Annotated in this window: 24 protein-coding genes, 1 tRNA gene and 1 pseudogene; 3 read left to right on the top strand and 23 right to left on the bottom strand. The window is 70.6% G+C overall.

Annotated features, from left to right (window positions below; genetic code table 11):
* Window positions 1-4 precede the first annotated feature (4 nt).
* The 22 genes and pseudogenes from QMC84_RS16695 to QMC84_RS16590 all read right to left on the bottom strand — a co-directional run bounded on the left by QMC84_RS16695 (window position 5) and on the right by QMC84_RS16590 (window position 12612).
* Window positions 5-1582, bottom strand: a complete 1578-nt coding sequence (locus QMC84_RS16695; RefSeq protein ID WP_300376617.1) for a hypothetical protein — start codon at window positions 1580-1582, stop codon at window positions 5-7.
* A complete protein-coding gene (locus QMC84_RS16690) occupies window positions 1539-1931 on the bottom strand; it encodes a hypothetical protein (RefSeq protein ID WP_300376615.1) in 393 nt (130 codons plus the stop codon). The genes QMC84_RS16695 and QMC84_RS16690 overlap by 44 nt, the downstream gene beginning before the upstream one ends.
* An 84-nt stretch (window positions 1932-2015) precedes the next feature.
* Window positions 2016-2333 carry an HNH endonuclease gene (locus QMC84_RS16685; RefSeq protein ID WP_300376613.1) on the bottom strand — a complete coding sequence of 106 codons (318 nt, stop codon included), beginning with the start codon at window positions 2331-2333 and terminating at the stop codon, window positions 2016-2018.
* 502 nt (window positions 2334-2835) lie between these two features.
* Complete coding sequence (locus QMC84_RS16680) at window positions 2836-3171, bottom strand: hypothetical protein (protein WP_300376612.1); 336 nt, start codon at window positions 3169-3171, stop codon at window positions 2836-2838.
* A complete protein-coding gene (locus QMC84_RS16675) occupies window positions 3168-3482 on the bottom strand; it encodes a hypothetical protein (RefSeq protein WP_300376610.1) in 315 nt (104 codons plus the stop codon). Before QMC84_RS16675 ends, QMC84_RS16680 begins: the two co-directional genes overlap by 4 nt.
* On the bottom strand, window positions 3479-3814 hold the full coding sequence (locus QMC84_RS16670; protein ID WP_300376608.1) for a hypothetical protein: 336 nt from the start codon (window positions 3812-3814) through the stop codon (window positions 3479-3481). The genes QMC84_RS16675 and QMC84_RS16670 overlap by 4 nt, the downstream gene beginning before the upstream one ends.
* Complete coding sequence (locus tag QMC84_RS16665) at window positions 3807-4121, bottom strand: hypothetical protein (RefSeq protein WP_300376606.1); 315 nt, start codon at window positions 4119-4121, stop codon at window positions 3807-3809. The genes QMC84_RS16670 and QMC84_RS16665 overlap by 8 nt, the downstream gene beginning before the upstream one ends.
* On the bottom strand, window positions 4118-5578 hold the full coding sequence (locus QMC84_RS16660; protein WP_300376604.1) for a ParB N-terminal domain-containing protein: 1461 nt from the start codon (window positions 5576-5578) through the stop codon (window positions 4118-4120). Before QMC84_RS16660 ends, QMC84_RS16665 begins: the two co-directional genes overlap by 4 nt.
* A 32-nt stretch (window positions 5579-5610) precedes the next feature.
* Window positions 5611-5844 carry a hypothetical protein gene (locus tag QMC84_RS16655; protein WP_300376602.1) on the bottom strand — a complete coding sequence of 78 codons (234 nt, stop codon included), beginning with the start codon at window positions 5842-5844 and terminating at the stop codon, window positions 5611-5613.
* Between the two features lie 145 nt (window positions 5845-5989).
* Window positions 5990-6127: a hypothetical protein gene (locus QMC84_RS16650; RefSeq protein ID WP_300376600.1), complete on the bottom strand. Its 138-nt coding sequence runs from the start codon at window positions 6125-6127 to the stop codon at window positions 5990-5992.
* Window positions 6124-6288, bottom strand: coding sequence for a hypothetical protein (locus QMC84_RS16645; protein WP_300376598.1), 165 nt, complete (start codon window positions 6286-6288; stop codon window positions 6124-6126). The genes QMC84_RS16650 and QMC84_RS16645 overlap by 4 nt, the downstream gene beginning before the upstream one ends.
* Window positions 6285-6440 (bottom strand): hypothetical protein, encoded by a 156-nt coding sequence (locus QMC84_RS16640; RefSeq protein WP_300376596.1) that lies wholly within the window; start codon window positions 6438-6440, stop codon window positions 6285-6287. The genes QMC84_RS16645 and QMC84_RS16640 overlap by 4 nt, the downstream gene beginning before the upstream one ends.
* Entirely contained in the window at window positions 6440-7705 is a 1266-nt protein-coding gene (locus QMC84_RS16635) for a hypothetical protein (RefSeq protein ID WP_300376594.1), read from the bottom strand. Before QMC84_RS16635 ends, QMC84_RS16640 begins: the two co-directional genes overlap by 1 nt.
* Complete coding sequence (locus QMC84_RS16630) at window positions 7702-8364, bottom strand: helix-turn-helix domain-containing protein (protein WP_300376592.1); 663 nt, start codon at window positions 8362-8364, stop codon at window positions 7702-7704. Before QMC84_RS16630 ends, QMC84_RS16635 begins: the two co-directional genes overlap by 4 nt.
* Window positions 8361-8714, bottom strand: a complete 354-nt coding sequence (locus QMC84_RS16625; RefSeq protein WP_300376590.1) for a hypothetical protein — start codon at window positions 8712-8714, stop codon at window positions 8361-8363. Before QMC84_RS16625 ends, QMC84_RS16630 begins: the two co-directional genes overlap by 4 nt.
* Window positions 8714-8968, bottom strand: a pseudogene (locus QMC84_RS16620) (DNA translocase FtsK); the annotation flags it as partial. The pseudogene QMC84_RS16620 and the gene QMC84_RS16625, both read right to left, overlap by 1 nt.
* An 860-nt stretch (window positions 8969-9828) precedes the next feature.
* The gene (locus QMC84_RS16615; RefSeq protein WP_300376589.1) at window positions 9829-10320 is read right to left on the bottom strand and encodes a hypothetical protein; all 492 of its coding nucleotides are present in this window, start codon (window positions 10318-10320) and stop codon (window positions 9829-9831) included.
* Window positions 10317-10604, bottom strand: a complete 288-nt coding sequence (locus tag QMC84_RS16610) for a hypothetical protein (protein WP_300376587.1) — start codon at window positions 10602-10604, stop codon at window positions 10317-10319. The genes QMC84_RS16615 and QMC84_RS16610 overlap by 4 nt, the downstream gene beginning before the upstream one ends.
* Window positions 10601-11041: a hypothetical protein gene (locus tag QMC84_RS16605; protein ID WP_300376585.1), complete on the bottom strand. Its 441-nt coding sequence runs from the start codon at window positions 11039-11041 to the stop codon at window positions 10601-10603. The genes QMC84_RS16610 and QMC84_RS16605 overlap by 4 nt, the downstream gene beginning before the upstream one ends.
* A gap of 56 nt (window positions 11042-11097) precedes the next feature.
* Window positions 11098-11790, bottom strand: a complete 693-nt coding sequence (locus QMC84_RS16600) for a hypothetical protein (protein ID WP_300376583.1) — start codon at window positions 11788-11790, stop codon at window positions 11098-11100.
* Window positions 11791-12010: 220 nt separating this feature from the next.
* Complete coding sequence (locus tag QMC84_RS16595) at window positions 12011-12379, bottom strand: hypothetical protein (protein WP_300376581.1); 369 nt, start codon at window positions 12377-12379, stop codon at window positions 12011-12013.
* Window positions 12379-12612 carry a helix-turn-helix transcriptional regulator gene (locus QMC84_RS16590; RefSeq protein WP_300376579.1) on the bottom strand — a complete coding sequence of 78 codons (234 nt, stop codon included), beginning with the start codon at window positions 12610-12612 and terminating at the stop codon, window positions 12379-12381. The genes QMC84_RS16595 and QMC84_RS16590 overlap by 1 nt, the downstream gene beginning before the upstream one ends.
* 124 nt (window positions 12613-12736) lie before the next feature.
* On the opposite strand from QMC84_RS16590, the gene QMC84_RS22430 reads away from it, so the two are divergent.
* Complete coding sequence (locus QMC84_RS22430; RefSeq protein ID WP_366145761.1) at window positions 12737-13087, top strand: helix-turn-helix transcriptional regulator; 351 nt, start codon at window positions 12737-12739, stop codon at window positions 13085-13087.
* Here the strand turns inward: QMC84_RS22430 and QMC84_RS16585 are convergent.
* Window positions 13046-13118: transfer RNA gene (locus tag QMC84_RS16585), tRNA-Arg, on the bottom strand. The genes QMC84_RS22430 and QMC84_RS16585 overlap by 42 nt on opposite strands.
* Before the next feature lie 430 nt (window positions 13119-13548).
* On the opposite strand from QMC84_RS16585, the gene QMC84_RS16580 reads away from it, so the two are divergent.
* Both QMC84_RS16580 and QMC84_RS16575 read left to right on the top strand, forming a co-directional pair.
* Window positions 13549-15408, top strand: a complete 1860-nt coding sequence (locus QMC84_RS16580) for a phosphoenolpyruvate carboxykinase (GTP) (protein ID WP_300376577.1) — start codon at window positions 13549-13551, stop codon at window positions 15406-15408.
* Between the two features lie 139 nt (window positions 15409-15547).
* The gene (locus QMC84_RS16575; RefSeq protein ID WP_300376575.1) at window positions 15548-16567 is read left to right on the top strand and encodes a LuxR family transcriptional regulator; all 1020 of its coding nucleotides are present in this window, start codon (window positions 15548-15550) and stop codon (window positions 16565-16567) included.
* Window positions 16568-16910: the final 343 nt, after the last annotated feature.

Below are 16910 nucleotides of genomic sequence, written 5' to 3'. Positions count from 1 at the left end.
TGTGTCAGAGCGGGATGTTGTTCCAGTCGGGGGCGTCGAGCAGGTCACGGCTCAGGGCGGTGCGGTCGACATCGCCCCCCTCGGAGATGCCGACCGGTGCGGGCGGCGGCGGCTTTGCCGTGGTCATCCACTGGTAGGCGGCCGTCGACGCGGCGACGACTGGGGTGCCGACCTCGTCGTCCCAGACCTCCGCGTTGCTCTTCGTGAGGTGCGTGGTCGCGCCGGGGATCGCGGCGTCGAGCTCCTCCTGGCCGACGTGCACGAGCGTCTTCTCCTCGACGGCCTTGATGAACGCAGCGCATGCCTGGCCGGCCTTCACGGAGTTGATGGGCTCGTGGCCGATCCCGGCCTTCGTCATGTCCGCGACCAGGCCACCGGCCGGGGTGTTCGGCCGGAGCCCGACCTTTCCGAGGACGTTGCGCTTCCCGTACAGCCCGACGAGCGCGGCGACGATCCAGGAGGTGCCGGGCTTGGTCGTGGTGATGACCAGCGTCTTGCCGTCCGGCCCCGCGCCCGCCGCGGCGATCGTCGCGGTCGACCGGTCAGGTGCGACCTCGAGGGTGAGCACGACCTGGTCGGGTGCCGGCGCGGTGGCGTCCTTGAGCCTCGCCCACTGGTTGAGGTCGATGACCCCGGACGTCTCGACGTTCGGCGGGTCCTCCCACCAGACCATGAACTCGCGAGCGAACTCCATCGGCGGCATCGCCTGCCTCATGTTGCGGATGGTCTCGGGGAACACGCGCAGGCCCCAGGCGGGCATGATCTCCGCCCACCGCTTCTCGTCGTCGAGCGCACACCCGACCGCGTCCTTGGCGTGCCGGCAGTGCCGGGACTTGCAGCCGATCCACGGCTGCCGGTCGCCCCATTCGGCGTAGAACTGGCGCGCGGTCAGCCCGTTGCGGCCGCGGTGCCGGTGGTCGCGCAGGACCTGGGAGTAGAGCTTCCCTGCCGATGAGGCGACCACGACCTGGGCGTCGGGGATGGTGGTGAGGATCGGGTAGAGCGATCCGACCTGGGAGTTCTGCAGCGCGAACCCCTCGTCGAGCACCAGCTTGTCCGCGGCGAGCGCTCGACCGGAGTCCTTGCCGCGCGCCTTGTACTTCAACCGGGTGCCGTTGAGGAGCCAGATCTCCCAGGACCCGTTGCCGGTGTAGATGCCCGGGGTGTCGCGGTCACCCTTCGCCGGGTTGAGCTCGGCCCGCAGGAGCGGGGTGTCGAGCAGCCGCTCGCGAAGGTCGATGAACGCCTCTTCGGTGGCGTCGAGCTCGTGCGCGGTGTGGAGGATGAACGGTTCCTCGGTGACGTACATCCACCCGATCTCCATCATGATGATGGAGGACGTCTTGATGTTCTGCCGCGGCCCGACCAGGTCGATCTCGAACGCGGCCGGCCGGCCGAGCGCGTCGACGCCGAAGGTCTGGTCGAGGATCCACTGCTGGTTCCCGTCCGGGATCAGACCGGCTTCCGCGGTCACGTCGGCGACCTCCGGGCCCAGCGTGTAGACGTACTCGACCTCGTGGCACCAGGCCGCCGGGTTCTTACGCTTGGCGAGCTTCGGCCGCCGCGCGCCTCTTCTCGTCACGGCGCCTCCTCGCGGACGCGAGCTGGTCCTCTTGCTTCGCGGCGCCAACGGCGAGTCGCAGCATCAGGCGGTCGAGCTCGCGCGACGCTGCGGCGATCGACGAGGCCGTGTCCTTCGTCGAGCACATCCGGTGCGCGAGGGTGAGCGCCTGCTGGCCGAGCACGGTGTCGAGCTTCCCGATCCGGCGGAGCTCCTTGGTGGTGAGGTCGACGATCCGCGGTAGCCGAGGGTCGACGTCTTCGGGCTTGGCCCGGCGCCGCGCCTGCTGCCGGCAACGGTCACCGCAGTACTTCGCGGTCGACCGCCGGGCCTCGAACGCCTCGCCACACTGCGCGCAAGCCTTCTGCACCGCGGCTCCTTAGCGTGACATCGACCTCTCGGGGAGAGAAGAGGGGAGAGCTTGCACTCCGGCGAGTTGCGACCGTCAGATTTTTCAGCCGAACAGGTCGAGCGCGGGCGGCCGATGGTCGCGGTCGGTGACGAGCGTCCCGTCGGGTAGGTCGCGGCGGGCGTCGTTGCATGCGCGGCACGCGCCGCGGAGGTTGGTCCGCGTCATGGCCAGGTCGGGACGCTGGACCACGGGGACGATGTGGTCCGCGGTGGTCGACACGATGGTGCAGATCCCCGCGATGCGCAGCTGGCACGTCGGCTCCTCGAGCACGACCTGGTCGCGCAGCGTCCGCCATGCCCTGGTGTTTCGGGGGTCCGGCCAGTCGCGGCCGGCGTACCGATACACGCGACGACCGGTCACCGTTGCTCCTGCTGGTGGTCCGGCGTCGGCGGATGCCACGCCCGAGTCTTGACCGGTCCCGGGGCTGCTGACGACGCGAGCACCACGTGGATCCGCACCGGGGACGTGGCCACCGTTCGACGCCGGACCACCAGACAGTCCAACCCCGCGAGCCGGAAGCCCCTCCGGTCACGGGGTAGAACGACAGAACCCCGAGCGCTGATGCGGCTCAGGGTTCGTGAGGAGACAGATCTCCCGCTGGCAATATCTTGCATCATCGGACCTACTCCTGTCCGCTAACCGCCGGAATCGGCTCTGTCGGCGCGTCGTGCTAGCCGGGCTGCCCGGGCATCGGCGAGCGGTCTGAGGTCCTCAAGGCGGTACGTCGGGACCAGGCCGCCGCGTCCCCGGCCGGGGACCAGGCCGGCCGGGGTGACGCGCTTGCGGTGTCGCCACGTCGAGATCAGGTCGGCCGGCACACCGAGGACCTGTGCGGCCTCCTCGGTGGTGTAGGTCCGGTCGGTCAACGCGCGGCCTCGATGGTGACCTTGATGCCGTGGGCCTTCTCGTAGGCCTCGACGAGCTCCGGACGCACCCTGCCGCGGGGGACGTACTCGATCAGGCCTTGCTCGTGCGCCCAGACCTTGATGACGCGGGAGCAGAGCGGGACCGGCTCGTTCGCGCGCCGTTGCGCGGCCACGATCCGGGAGGCCGGTGCGGCCGTGTGGGTGCGGATGCCTCCACGCGTGTCGACCGCGTCGGTGCGCAACTTGAGCCGCTCCGCGGCCAGCTCCTGCTCCACACGGGCGAGCAGCCTCTCCAACTGCTCGACCCGGCTGCCCACCTGGACGCCGCTCATGACTGCGCTCCGGTCGAACTGATGACACCGAGTCCGAGGTCTCGCAGGACCCGCTTCCTGGCCTCCATGAGGTGCGCGCGTCGCTCGGCCTCGGGAACGTGGTCGATGACCGCCCGAAGGCCGTCATAGGCAACCTCGCCGAGCCGCTGCTCCAGGGCTTCGATCAGGTCGTCAATCAGGCCATCCGAGTCATCCTCGAACGTCAGGGCCGCGCCGCATATCGAGCACACCTTGGACCCCTCGACCCAGGTGTGAGCGCACGGCCCTTTCGATCGGGTGGCCGCGAAGACCCGCACATTCTCGGTGGTCATGAGCGCTCCCCTCCGGACGGAAAGACCACAGACACCGCGCCCGACTCGGGGTGGAACGGGTTGCGCTGCGTCTCCGACCAGTGGCCGTGCCATTCGCCGTTGCTCTCGCACCCCCACCCGTCGATGCGCTCACACCACTTGACCCGTGGCGTGTAGTGCATCCACACCTCGTGTACGTCGTAGGGACCCGAGCCGATCACGGGATCCGCCAGCAGCGCGACGTGCTCGGCCGTGTGACCGTGCCCGTCGAAGATCGCCGCGTTGCCCTCGCGGTCGCCGGAGCGCATCCAGACGAGTTGCGCTTTCTCGGTGGTGAGCGGCGCGTCAGGCATCTTCGCCGTCCGGGTGCTGGGCCGCGACGTGGATCACGTCGACGTCCGTCGGGGTGATGTGGATGACGGCTTCGGGCTGGAGCGGCAGCAGCGCAGCGGCGTCGACCCGGACCGTGAGCCGAGTGACGACCGCGTCCCCGCGGATCTGCTGAGGCCGGTTCTTGGTGATCCGCTCGACCTTGGCGCCGTCAAGGACTGGGCGTCCGCTGCTGTCGCGGCGGCGGCCCCAGATCGGCTCGACGACGGCATAGAACGTGGCGTCGACGTAGTCGGGTTGCTGGTGAGTCACGGCGGTGGGTCCCTTCACGCGGTCTTGCTCGAGATGGCGTACTTCTCGACGTCGGAGAGGCCGTAGCCGGCGGACTGGAGGAACCGCAGGTAGTAGCCGTGGCGGTTCTTGGTGCCGTCGCGCCGCCAGGACATGCGGTCCGTGGAGGCCTCGTGGGCTGCGATGATCTGGACGAGCGCGATCACGAGTGCTCGGTTCTCAGTGGTGCCCTTCGGGATCTCGACGCGGTGGCCGTAGCCGTGTGCCTTCATCGGGAGGCCCCATGTGGTGCACAGCTGCTCGCGGGACGTCTGGTTGCCCTCGTGGGTGAGGACGTAGCGGTCCTCGGAGAGGGTGCGGGCGATGAACGCCCCGGTCCCCCTGGGTGGCGTCTTCAGCTTGGCGAGCGAGCTGCCGATCCAGTCGCGGCGCACCGCTTCGGCGGAGTCCCAGGCTTTGTTGTTCTCGATGACCAGTGCGCGTTCCTTGCGGGCCTTCTCGCGCTGCTCGGGGGTCATGTCGTCGGCGGCGGGGCGGCTGCCGCTGCTGCTCGCCCATGAGTCGGTGTGACCGTGCTTCTTGGGGTCCTTGCAGCCGTACACGACCCTGGGGACCTGGAGGTTCCGGGAGCCAGGAGGCCGCTCGTTGCCCTGACAGGGGTTGCCGTCGGCGTCGACCCACTTCCAGCTGGTGGTGAGCCAGGCGACGTGGCCGGGGCACGTCTTGTGCGCGGCCGCGGTGATCTCCTTGCCCTTGTCGTTGCGGAGCCGGTCCAGGGGCTTGGTCTTGTCGTCGTAGTTGGGGTGCTTGACCACGGGGACGCCGGCCTGTTCGAGGTCGGCGATCAGCGCGGCGCTGAGGCGGTCGATCAGACGCTCGTCGCGGGCGCGCTGCACGGTGTGGGCGAACTGGCCGGGCTGCTCGATCGCGGTGACGATGAGGGTCTTCGCGGTTTCGGTGTCGTCCTCGAACTCGGCGACGACGGCTGCCTGGTCGAGGGTGAGGGCCTCGTACTTCGCGGCGGCCTTCCGGGCGAGCTTGGATCCGGAGACCCGGGTGGCGGTCTCGACCTTGTCCTTGGCCATGCGCGCCTGGGCGGCGATCTCGTCGGCGGAGAGGCCGAACGCGGCCAGCTGCTCGACGACGCCGATCTCTTCGCCGGCGGTGAGGCCGGCGCGGTGGGTGTTCTCGTCGCGCTGGGTGATGATCCGGTCGATCTCGTCGGCGTCGGTGTCGTCGACGTGGCCGGCGACGTAGACGGGGACGCTGTCGCGGCCGGCCTCGATCGCGGCGAGGGTGCGGCGGAAGCCCATGCGGACGACGAGGCGTCCGTCCTGGGCGACGCGAGCGGTGATGGGCTGGAGGACGCCGACGGCGCGGACGGAGGCGACGAGGTCGGGGTCGGGCTGGGCGTCGCGGATGTTCCGCTCGAGCAACAGGGTCCCGGGTGGGACGTGGACGGTGGTGCCGGGCTCGATCGCGTTGGTGGTGGTCATGAGGAGGGGCTTCCTTCCGGGTGGGTGGGTGTTCAGTCGCCGAGGATCGGCAGGTGCAGGGAGCCGAGGCCGGCGATGCGGGCCTGGCGTTCGACGCCGTGGGTGAGGATCAGGTGGGCGCCGACGGTGTCTCGGGTGCCGCGGAGCAGGGCGAGGGCCGTGCGGACGGTGTCGTGTCGTACCGCGGTCTCGGTGGTGTCGGCGCGTGATGCGAACCGGGCGGCGTTCTCCTGGGCCTGGAGCGGCCTGGTGGTCGTGGTGGTCATTCGTGGTCGCCTCTTCCGGGCTTGTCGTGGCGGTCGGGGATACCGGAGGTGGAGTGGTGGACGCAGTCGCGAGGCGCCGTGTGCGGGCTGGTGTTCATGCAGGACCCGGGTCCGGTGGTGGACGGACACACGAACGTCGGGGCCGTCATCGGGTGGCCTCGCCTGGGTGGTCGTAGTCGCAGTGCCAGGCCAGGGTTCGCCAGCCGCGGGCGCGGTAGCCGCAGCCGATCGGGCAGGCGGGGCCGAGGACGAGGTCGGCGAGCCAGGCGAGGAGGTTCCTCATTCGCTGCTCACCTCCCAGACGGCTTCGACCGAGGTGAGAGCGGCGTCGGATCCGTCGCACATCGACGCCGCGTCGGGAACGTGCTCGAGGTAGGCCTTGAGCTCACCCGCGGTCAGGGCCTCGGATCCGGTGCTGGTGATCCAGGCGCGGATCTCGCTCACAGGAACCACCGCCAGGTGGCGTACACGACCGCCGGCGCGATCGTGAGGGCGGTGAACTCGACGACCCAGAGGAGGAACGCGATCGCGTCCCGCGGGCCGCTCTGGTCGGCGGCCGCCGGCGTCTTGGGCTGGTCGTCGAAGAGGTTGCTCATCAGGAGTCCTTGGGGTCGTCGTCGAGGGCGCGGATGGTGTCGCAAGGCCAGGCGGTGAAGACCTGGTCGGTGTCGTGGGTGCAGTGGGTGCAGGCGATGACGGCGGGCTCGCAGGTGACGCACACTTCGCCGCCGGATCCTTGGGGGTCGTCGATGTGCTGGTGGATGACCAGCTGCTGCTCGACACCGCGCTCGGCTGCCTCGGCCTCGTCGGGCTCGAAGTGCTCGCCGGGGCAGTTCTCGGCCCACTGGTAGATGACGGTGCGCTGGTGGAGGTCCCGGACGCGTCGTGCGGCGTCCTGGGCCTTGGTCTCGAGCACGGTGTTCTCCTTGATGAGCTTGATCCGGTCGATGAGGTCCCAGACGGGCCGCTGGGTCTTGTCCTTGGGGTTGTCGAACCACTCGTGGCGGTAGGTGACGGGGTTGGTTTTGCACTGGCAGATCGCGGCGGGGCAGACGCAGGGGCGGAAGTGCTTGGAGGTCCAGCGGGGGTCGCGTTCGCAGCGGATGAACGGCTGGGGGCGGCGGCGGGTGGCCTCGTAGCGGATCAGGGTGTGGTTGCCGCAGTGCGGGCACGGGTCGGGGCGGTGGGATCGGTCGTTGCCGTCGACGACGACCGAGACCTGGTCGGCGAGCTGCTCGAGGTCGCGTTGGATCGGGGCGAGGAGCGTGACCGAGGGTGCGGCGTCGACGAGCCGGTCGAGCCGGTCCAGGAGCTGCGGGATCTCGTCGGTGGCGTCGGCGGGGACGATCGTGGTCACGGCGGGCATGGGGCCGATGAACCCGGCCGGCCGGGCCGCGGCCGCGACCGCGGTGCGTGCGCCGGCGAGGAGCTCGGGCTCGGGGTCGGGGTGCCCGGAGGCAAGGAGGACGCGGCGGATCCGGTGGATGTGGCCCAGCAGGGCGAACGCCAGGTCGGCCTCGGTGGCGATGCCGCGGAAGTTCCCGGGTGCGGGGATCTCACCGGTGCCGGCGGCGATGCTGGTGCGGTTGAGCCACTTCAGGCCGATGATCGGCTGGCCGGTGTCGTCGCGGCGGAGCGGCTGGGAGCGGCGCTCGGTGCGCTCGATCGTCGTCATCCGGTCCAGGGCGTCGCGGCCTTCCGCGGTGAGGAACCCCTGGCCGCGCTGCCGGGTGTCGGCCAGGAGCGCCAGGTCGGGGGCCAGGATCCGCAGGTCGGCGAGCAGCGAGTGGATCTCGGTGCGGTAGACCGCGGCGGTCGCGAACTCGGCGTCGATGAGCGCCCGGTCGACGAGGCGGCTCACGACGCGCTCCGGGCGGTCTGGGCGTCGCGGCGGCGACGTGCGATCTCGGCGCGGGCAGCAGAGGCGTGCTGGTTGGCCTGCTCGAGCTCTCGCGCGCGCGGACCAGTTACTGAAGCAGAAGAACGAGGAGAGGGCCGGTTGTGGGGACGGTTGGTAGGGATGGTTTGGGTGACATCTGTGTCACCCGGTGGGGTGACATCTGTGTCACCGGAGGGGGTGACATCTATGTCACCCGGTGACATCTGTGTCACCCGGTCCCGGGCCTTTCGTCCCCGGCCCTGTGGATAACTCTTCGAGCGGTGCTGGGTCGTGCCGTCGCAGTCGTCCGGGCAACGCACGAGGATCTTGTAGAGGTTCGCTCGCAGGTGCTCGGGTGTGTCCCGGTCGCCGCCCTGCTGGAGCTCGACCTGGAGCTCCCCGAGGCCGGGCTTGGGCTTGGGGCAGCAGCTCGTGGCGCAGTGCTCGCCCTTGGGCAGCTGGAGGTGGTTGATGGCGCGCTGGACGGTGCGCTCGGTGACGCGGGCGTACTTCGCGAGCGTCGCGACGCTGGGGTAGGCGCCGCCGTCGCCGTCGTGGTTGGCGATGCCGATCATGACGACCTTCTCGGTCCCTGCGGCCAGGCTGTGATGCAGCACGACCGCCATCGCCTCGACGCTCACTGGGGGTCCTTCCGGGTCTCGAAGTTGGTGATCGGTGCCGCGCCGGCGGGCGGACAGACGTGGGGGACGTGCCAGGGCATCGCGTAGACCTCGTCCTCGGCCTCGGCCCACCCGATCCGGCGGCGGACCATGAGGTCCTCGACCAGGTCGCGGACGGGCCAGGCGCGGATGCCCTCGACGGGGTGTGCGGGCGCGCCGGCGTGGGTGCGGCCGTCGACCGGGGCGGGCTCGTACTTGCGCCAGCCGCCCCGGACGCCGTACCGGAACCACTTGATCGGGAAGTGGCAGCCGTGGCAGCGGATCAGCCGCCCACGGGTCCGCCGGTTCCTGGTGGTGCGCCCGGTGACCATCAGGTGCCCCCGGCGGGGTCATGGCGTGGCCACGCCGCGTCCAGGACCTCCTCGAGCTGGTCCGGGCGCACGAGCACATCGCGAGCCCTGGGGCCGTCGGAGGGGCCGACGATGCCCTGGGCCTCGAGCTCGTCCATGATCGCGCCGGCCTTCGCGAACCCGACCCGGAGCTTGCGCTGGAGCATCGACGCGGACCCGAACTGCGTGGAGACCACGAGCTCGGCGGCCTGCCGGTAGAGGTCGACGTCGCCGCCCTTCAGCGCATCCGCGATCGCGGCGAGCTTCGGGACGTCGTCCTTGGTGAACGTGACGCTGGTCGGGAGCTTGGTGACGTTCGATGGAACGTCGCCGGCGGTGATGACGCCGGCCGCGTGGCGTAGGCAGAACCCGCCCTCGGCGCACGTCGAGCACTCCTGCTCGTCAGGGTTCTCCGGGGGCACCGGCAGCACCAGGCCGCGGACCTCGGGGTCGCTCTTGGTGAACACGACCAGGGCGGCGCCGCGGGCGGTGGAGAACGTCCACTGGATGGGGCCGGGTGCGTGCTTGGCGACCTTCCCGAGCCGCTCGGCGACCGACGGGTCGATGAGGACCCGGCGGGTGGTGCCGGGGGTGAAGGCGTCCAGGGCGCGGCGCCAGTCCACGTAGTCGGCCTCGACGACAGGCAGGTAGACCCGCTCGACGTCCTTGGAGTCGATGACGCAGAACGTCGGCTCCATCCCCTCGAGGGTCGCCTGGGTGCCCTGCTGGCCGGCCGGGAGGCGGACGTCGAAGATCAGCTCGGCCTCGACCTGGCCCTCGACGTACTCCTCGGGCGGGTAGCGGTTCGCGAGCGAGACCAGGTAGCCGAGCATGGACCGGCCGCGGCCGTCGGTGTCCGCGGCGACCACGGTGCGCAGGGGGAGCTCGGAGATCTCGGGCTCGTTGGCCCACTCGCGCAGCTCGGGGACCCAGGCGGTCAGGAGCATGGTGTGGCGGTCCGTGGCGATGAGCCGGACGCCGGCGTCGTACTCCTCGATCGCGACCGTCTTGAACGTCAGCGGGAACAGCTTTTCGGTGCCGGCGGCGTTCGCGACCGCGAGCCACGCGTGGGCCAGGGTGGGGGCATCGAACCTCATCAGCGGACTCCCTTGGAGATGTGGGCATCGCGGTCCCGGGTCTGGGGTACCGGCGGCCGCGGGGACGGGCAGCAGTCGTCGTCGGCGACGTCGCCGGACACGGAACCGGCAGGCACCGGCGGCGACTGCGTGTCGTCGACCCACGCGCCGACCCACACGTTGATCCGCTTGTTGTGGGTGTTCGGCTTGAGCGAGGACCGCTCCCCCACGGGCCGGATCTCCTGGCGCGTGTAGGCCGCGGAGAACCGGCCGCCGGCGAGGCCGCGGCAGTTGATGTCGGGCGGGAGCAGGTCGCGGATGTCGTTCGCGGAGAACGGCTGCCCCGTCTGCGCCATCCAGCCAATCGCCTGGTCGTACAGCGCCTTGTCCCAGTCCGAGGCGTTCTCCTCGGCCTGGGCCATGCCGGCGTCACGCAGCGCGCACGCCTCCGCGATCAGCTCGCTGGCGCGGGCCCGCGTGATCGGCGCGGTCTCTACCGCGGTGGCGGTCACGGGGCCGGCTCCGGTGAGGAGGCGCCGGCGATCGTCTTGTCCAGGTGAGACCGGCGCTCAGCCGGGGTGCCGACGATCGCCCAGAACTCGGCGTCCACCGTGGCGGCGGCACGGCGGTGCTCGCCGTCCGCGAGGTCGACCAGCCAGCCGACGATCACGACCTCGCCCTCGACGGTGTCGCGGACGGCCGTGACCTTGTGCCGCAGCATGGTCTGGTCGGCGAGCGCGCGAGCCAGGGTGATGGCGTCGTCCCACCACGGGGAGAAGAACGGGCGGCTGGTCACGACTTCGGTCCGTCCTGCGCGGCGAGCCACTGCTTGCGGGCCCGCTCGAGGCAGCGGGCCTCGGCGGCGGGCATGAACCTGCGGCGCGGGGGACGCCGGTGCGGCGTGGGGTCGCGGAGGGTGACTTCGTCGCCGCGCTGCTTCGGCTCGGCCTGGCGCTCGGCCTGGCGCCGCTGCTGACGAGTCTCCGCGCTGGTGGGCCGCGGGTTCCGCTGGAGCGGGTTGCCGTCCAGGTGAGCGGGGACCCGGTCGACGCCGCGGGGCTGGGCGTTGCGGGCCGCGGCGGCTTCCCGGGCCTTGTCGTTGGCGGCCTGGGCGCGGGCTGCGCGCCACTCGCGGAGCGCCTCGACCTTCCGGGCGGCGGCGGCACGGAGCTCGGCGCGCTTCAGGCGCTTCTCGTATCGCTGGGCGGCGGTGGGCTTGTGTCGTGTCTTCAAGGGGGGCTCCTTGGTTGTCGTCTCGAAGTGGTTGAGGTCGGCTGGTCGCGGGCGGGTCAGCTGGTGTCGATGCCGGCGGCCGCGGCGAGCTCGCGGTCCCGCCGGGTGAGGTAGCGGCCTGTGTTCGCCCTGTCGATCGCGCGGTCCATCGCGGCGGCCTTGCGGCGCTCGGCCTGGGCGCGCAGGGACCGTTCGGTCTCGGCCGCGTGCGCCGCGTCGCGGGCCGCCCGCTGCTCGGGGGTGAGGCCGGCGACGCGGAGGTGGTCGCGGCGCCGGATGATCGCGACCTCGAGGTCGAACCGGTCGGCCGCGGCCGGGTCGTCCGGTCGGTGGCGGGTGATGGTGGGGACGCGGCCGTGCAGCTGGTTCGCGACCAGGCCGACCGCGTAGGTGTCGTCGACGGTGCCGGCTATCGCGACCGCTACGAGAAGGTCGTCGATGCTCAGGCCGGCGAAGAACCGGGCTCGGTCGTCGAGACGGTTCGGGGGCTGCTCGGCCCGGCGCGCTGTGGCGGACAGCCGGGCCGAGCAGCGTGCGCAGATCCGCCGGCCTGCGAGGTCGAGCGCAGCAGCGAGACGCTCGAGCACGAGCAGGGGACGGGTTCGCGCCTCGCACACCGGCCGGACGCCCCGGGAAGTACGTCCAGATGGTGTGATCGGGCCGGTGTAGGCGTGGAACACCGACGAGCGAGGGCGGGCGACGAGCACGGCGTGTGCTCGCGCGGCGACCAGGGCGGCGGGCATGGTCACGTCGGCCGCCTCGTGCTGGTGGCCAGGCGGTGACCCTGGACGGGGGAGGCCAGGGTCACCGCGTGGCGGGCGCACGACCACGACGAACCGGGGACGCGAGAACCCAGCGATGTGCACCGCTGGTGGAAGGTCGCGGCCCGGCGGGTGTGCGCGGCTTGGCCCGTCCGGCGACGGCACATGGAGACGCTGACGCCGGACGGGTGCTGGAGGAGGAGACCGGTCATCGGACGCGGTTTCCTGGGGGGACGTGGCCGGCGTGCTTGGCCAGCGCGATCGCCGAGACGTTCATGAACGTCGTGGGCGGGACGCCTTCGACGAGCATCGCTCCGGCCCGCGAGAGCAGGAGCAGGCCGACGCGGCACACGAGCTCGCGGTCGACGTCGGGAAGGATCTTCGCGATCTCCTCGGCGAGCCTGTCGGCGAGCTGGTTGCTCGGGCCGATCACCCGGTCTCCTGGGTCGGCGAGCGACCGGCGACGTACCTCGACCAGGGTGCTGAGGATCTGCTCGTAGGTGACCTCGTCCTCGTGGTCGGGGTCGAGTACGAAGTTCACGCCGCCGTCGGGCGCGGCTCGCCAGTTCCCACGCATCAGGAGACCGCCGCCTCGGCCGGTGCGAGCAGCTGCTCGAGCGGGACGTCGAGGAAGGCGGCGATGCGCTGGAGCTCGTCGATCTGGAACTTGGCGCGGCCGTTCATCCGGTCGTTGATCGCGGAGCGGGATGCGCCGATGGCGTTCGCGATGTCAGCGTCGGTGACACGCCGGCGCGCCTTGGCGGCGCGGACGTTCGCGGCGATCGCCTCCTGGTCGGTGACTTGCGGCATGACGGCGACGATTGCAGGAATATCCGGCAGATTGTGGGAAGGGGCCGCGCATCAGCGTGTCGCAAATTGGGGAATTCCGAGTCAAGGCGTCGCGGGGTGCCGGGTTATCCGGTAGCGTGCGGGTATGACCTCAACAGCCGCCGAGAGCGTCCGGTCTCTCAGCTCCGTCGCCGCGGCACGCATCCGCGGCCTGCGCGCTGAGGCTGGTCTCAACCAGACTCAGCTGGCCCGTCAGGTGGGTCTCTCCCGCACGGCGGTCTCCGACCGCGAGGCCGGGATCAAGCCGGTCAACGTCGACGAGCTGCCGGCGTTCGCTGATGTGCTCGGCACGTCGATCGAGTACCTGCTCGGGCTGACAAATGACAGGAGCCCCCGCCGGGTTGCGCCTGGCGGAGGCTCCATGTTCGCGGTCTCGGAGGGCCGGGACCAGCTGCGCGCCCGTAGGGATTCGAACCCCAAACCTTCTGATCCGTAGTCAGATGCTCTATCCGTTGAGCTACGGGCGCTCGCCGCACACCGGGGTGAGCGACCCGACGAGGATAGCCGACCGCTCGGTCACGGCTGAAATCGGTGCCGACCCCGGTTCGGAGACCGGTCGGCGGGTCCCGCCGCGGGCCTCGGAACACGACCTCGATGAGGTCAGACTTTGATCCCGAAAAGGCTCAACAGAGCCTGATTCGTACTCCTCGGCCGACGCTGTGATCCGGCCCACGGGGCGTTGAACGATCCAATGTGCTGCCCGTGATCGGCACGGGTACTGTCGCCGCACCCCGGGCCCCCGACGTCGGTCCACCGTCGGCTCCCGGGCACACGATGTCGCCGCCAACGACGCCGAGCGATCCAGACCGACTCCACGACAGCCCGTCGACCGTGTCGACGGCCGGAGGCCCCGACTCCTCGGACGGCCACCGCGAATCCGCGAGAGGGAACCAGGCAATGACCGCCGAGACACAGGCTCCGATCACCACGCCCACGACCGAGGTGTCGGGTCCGCCGACCAGCCACCCGGGCATCCTCGACTTCGTCACCGAGGTCGCGGAGCTGACCCGGCCGGACCGCATCCACTGGTGCACCGGCTCGGACGAGGAGTGGGCCGTCCTCACCGACGCCCTGGTGTCGACCGGGACGTTCACCCGGCTGAACCCGGCGCTCAAGCCGAACTCCTTCCACGCCGCCTCCGACCCGATCGACGTCGCGCGCGTCGAGGACCGCACCTTCATCTGCTCGGTGGACGAGCGGGATGCGGGGCCGACCAACAACTGGATGGACCCGCAGGAGATGAAGGCGCTGATGCGCGACCTCTACCGGGGGTGCATGCGCGGCCGGACCATGTACGTCATCCCGTTCGTGATGGGCCACCTGGACGCCGAGAAGCCGATGTTCGGCGTCGAGATCACCGACTCCGCCTACGTCACCGCGTCGATGCGGGTGATGGCCCGGATGGGCAGCCACGTGCTGGCGCGGATGGAGGAGCTCGAGGCGGACTTCGTGCCGGCGCTGCACTCGGTGGGCCACCCGCTCGAGCCCGGCGAGGCGGACGTCGTGTGGCCGTGCAACGACACCAAGTACATCGTGCAGTTCCCCGAGGAGCGCGCGATCTGGTCCTACGGCTCCGGCTACGGCGGCAACGCGCTGCTGGGCAAGAAGTGCTACGCGCTGCGCATCGCCAGCGTGATGGCCCGCGACGAGGGCTGGCTCGCCGAGCACATGCTGATCCTCAAGCTCACCTCGCCGCAGGGCACGGTGAAGTACGTCGCGGCTGCGTTCCCGAGTGCGTGCGGCAAGACCAACCTCGCGATGCTCCAGCCGACCATCCCGGGCTGGACGGTCGAGACCCTCGGCGACGACATCGCCTGGATGCGGATCGGCGAGGACGGCCGGCTGTGGGCGGTCAACCCCGAGTACGGCTTCTTCGGCGTCGCGCCGGGCACCAACGAACACACCAACCCGAACGCGATGACGACCATCAACAAGGGCAACTCGGTCTTCACCAACGTCGCGCTCACCGAGGACGGCGACGTGTGGTGGGAGGGCCTGGAGAACCCGCCGGCCCGCGCCACCTCCTGGAAGGGCGAGCCCTGGACCCCGGAGTCCGAGGAGCTGTCCAGCCACCCCAACAGCCGCTACTGCACCCCGATCAAGCAGTGCGACATCCTCGCAGCGGAGTACGACGACCCGCGCGGCGTACCGATCGACGCGATCCTCTTCGGCGGGCGACGCAAGACCACGGTCCCGCTGGTCTACGAGGCCCGCGACTGGACCCACGGGACGTTCCTCGGCGCGACCCTCTCCTCCGAGACGACGGCCGCCGCCGTCGGCGCGGTCGGCGTGGTGCGGCGCGACCCGATGGCGATGCTGCCGTTCATCGGCTACAACGCGGGCGACTACTTCAACCACTGGATCACCATCGGCAAGGACAACGACGCCGCCAAGCTCCCGCGGATCTTCTACGTCAACTGGTTCCGTCGCGCTCAGCTGGATTCTGGGCAGGACGGCGGCTTCCTGTGGCCGGGCTTCGGCGAGAACAGCCGAGTGCTGAAGTGGGTCGTCGAGCGGATCGAGGGCCAGGCCGCGGCCGTGGAGACCCCGATCGGCTACGTCCCGACGCCGGAGTCGCTCGACACCGACGGCTTGGACCTGTCGGCCGACGACCTCGCCGCGGCGCTCGCGGTCGACCCGGAGGAGTGGCAGGCCGAGATCCCCCAGATCCAGGAGTGGTTCGAGAAGTTCGGCGAGGACCTCCCCGCCGTGCTCTGGACCGAGTTGGACGGCCTGCGCGCCCGCCTCGGCTCCTGACCCAGGCCCGGAGTAGCCGGGATCACCTCGAGAGGACGCCGTCCGGAACCCGGACGGCGTCCTTCCGTCGTCCGCCTGTGGGATCATCGGCTCACAGGTTCGGCGCTACGGGGGGTTGGGTCGAAAGGGGAGGGTCAGGGTGGAGACCTACGGTCCGGAGGACCGCGCTCTCTTCGAGTCGGGGGGCACGGCTCTCTACGAGGAGATCGTGTCCGCGGGTGGGCTTCCGGACGGTGACGCCCGGATCCTCGAGGGCGGCGAGCTGCACCTGGCCTTCGGGCAGCTGAGCGACCTCAACCTGATCCGCCACGACGACGAGACCAACACCTGGGTGGCGGAGGATCCGAGCAGCGTGCAGTCGAGGGTGGTCTCGCCCCTCAGCCAGGAGGGCGCCAAGCTGCTGGAGGAGTCCTCCCACTGGGCGCACGCCTTCGGCGTGCTCACCCAGGCCTGGCGACGCGCACCGCAGGGCGGCGACACCGGCCCGTTCACCTACCTGCACGAGCACGCCATCGACCCGTTCATCGCCGCCCTGGTGAGTGAGTGCGAGGAAGAGGCCCTCACCGCGCAGCCGCAGGCCGGCCGGGACTCCGGGAAGTTGGCGCTCGCGGTCCTCCGGGACACCGCGCTCCTCGAGCGCGGCGCGAAGATCCGCACGCTCTACCAGCACAGCGCCCGGCGCAGCAGCGTCACCCGCGAGTACGTCGCGGCGGTGACCGAGCGGGGCGCTGAGGTGCGCACCCTCGACGAGTTCTTCAACCGGATGATCGTGATCGACCGGCGGGTGGCGGTGATCCCCAGCCCGAACGACCTCAAGGTCGCGATCGCGGTGCGCGAGCCCTCGGTCGTCGCCTACCTCGTCGACGTCTTCGAGCGCTCCTGGGAGCGGGCCCGCCCGTTCACCAGCCGGGAGGCCTCGGTGATGAAGGACATCGCGGCCGAGCAGCGTTCGATGACGCTGCGGATGCTGATCGAGGGTCACTCCGACCCGGTCTCGGCCAAGCGGCTCGGGGTGAGCCCGCGGACCTATGCCGGGTACGTCGCGGACCTCAAGGAGGAGTTCGAGGCGGAGACCCGGTTCCAGCTCGGCTACACGATCGGACGGTTGGGCGTCTCCGGGACGGAGGAGCCGCTCGACGACGAGGACGAGGCGGGCTGACGACCTAGGAGCACGACTACCGGAAATACAGCGAGGGCAGTGACCGATGGTCACTGCCCTCGCGAGGTCGAGTCGGGCCGGGGGGGTGGCGCTGGGACCGAACAAGTGGGGGTGAGTTGGGTCCCCGACTCGACCGAGCTGGTCGCCGCCCCTAGCGGGTCGAGCGCCAGCCCCAGCTGGTGTCAGCGTGCGCCGGAGCCGAGATCCCCAGAAGGCCGATGCTCATCGTTGCGGTGACGACCGCGATGGCAACCTTTCGTGCAATGTTCATGTCCCTCTCCACCTTCTAAGTCATCGAGTCCCACGGAAGACCCGGTGCCCCTAGTGTGGGCGCCCACGCGGC

This window comes from Nocardioides sp. (assembly GCF_030019515.1).
In the GTDB taxonomy this organism is placed as follows: Bacteria; Actinomycetota; Actinomycetes; order Propionibacteriales; family Nocardioidaceae; genus Nocardioides.
This window is presented reverse-complemented; position numbering and strand designations above follow the sequence as displayed.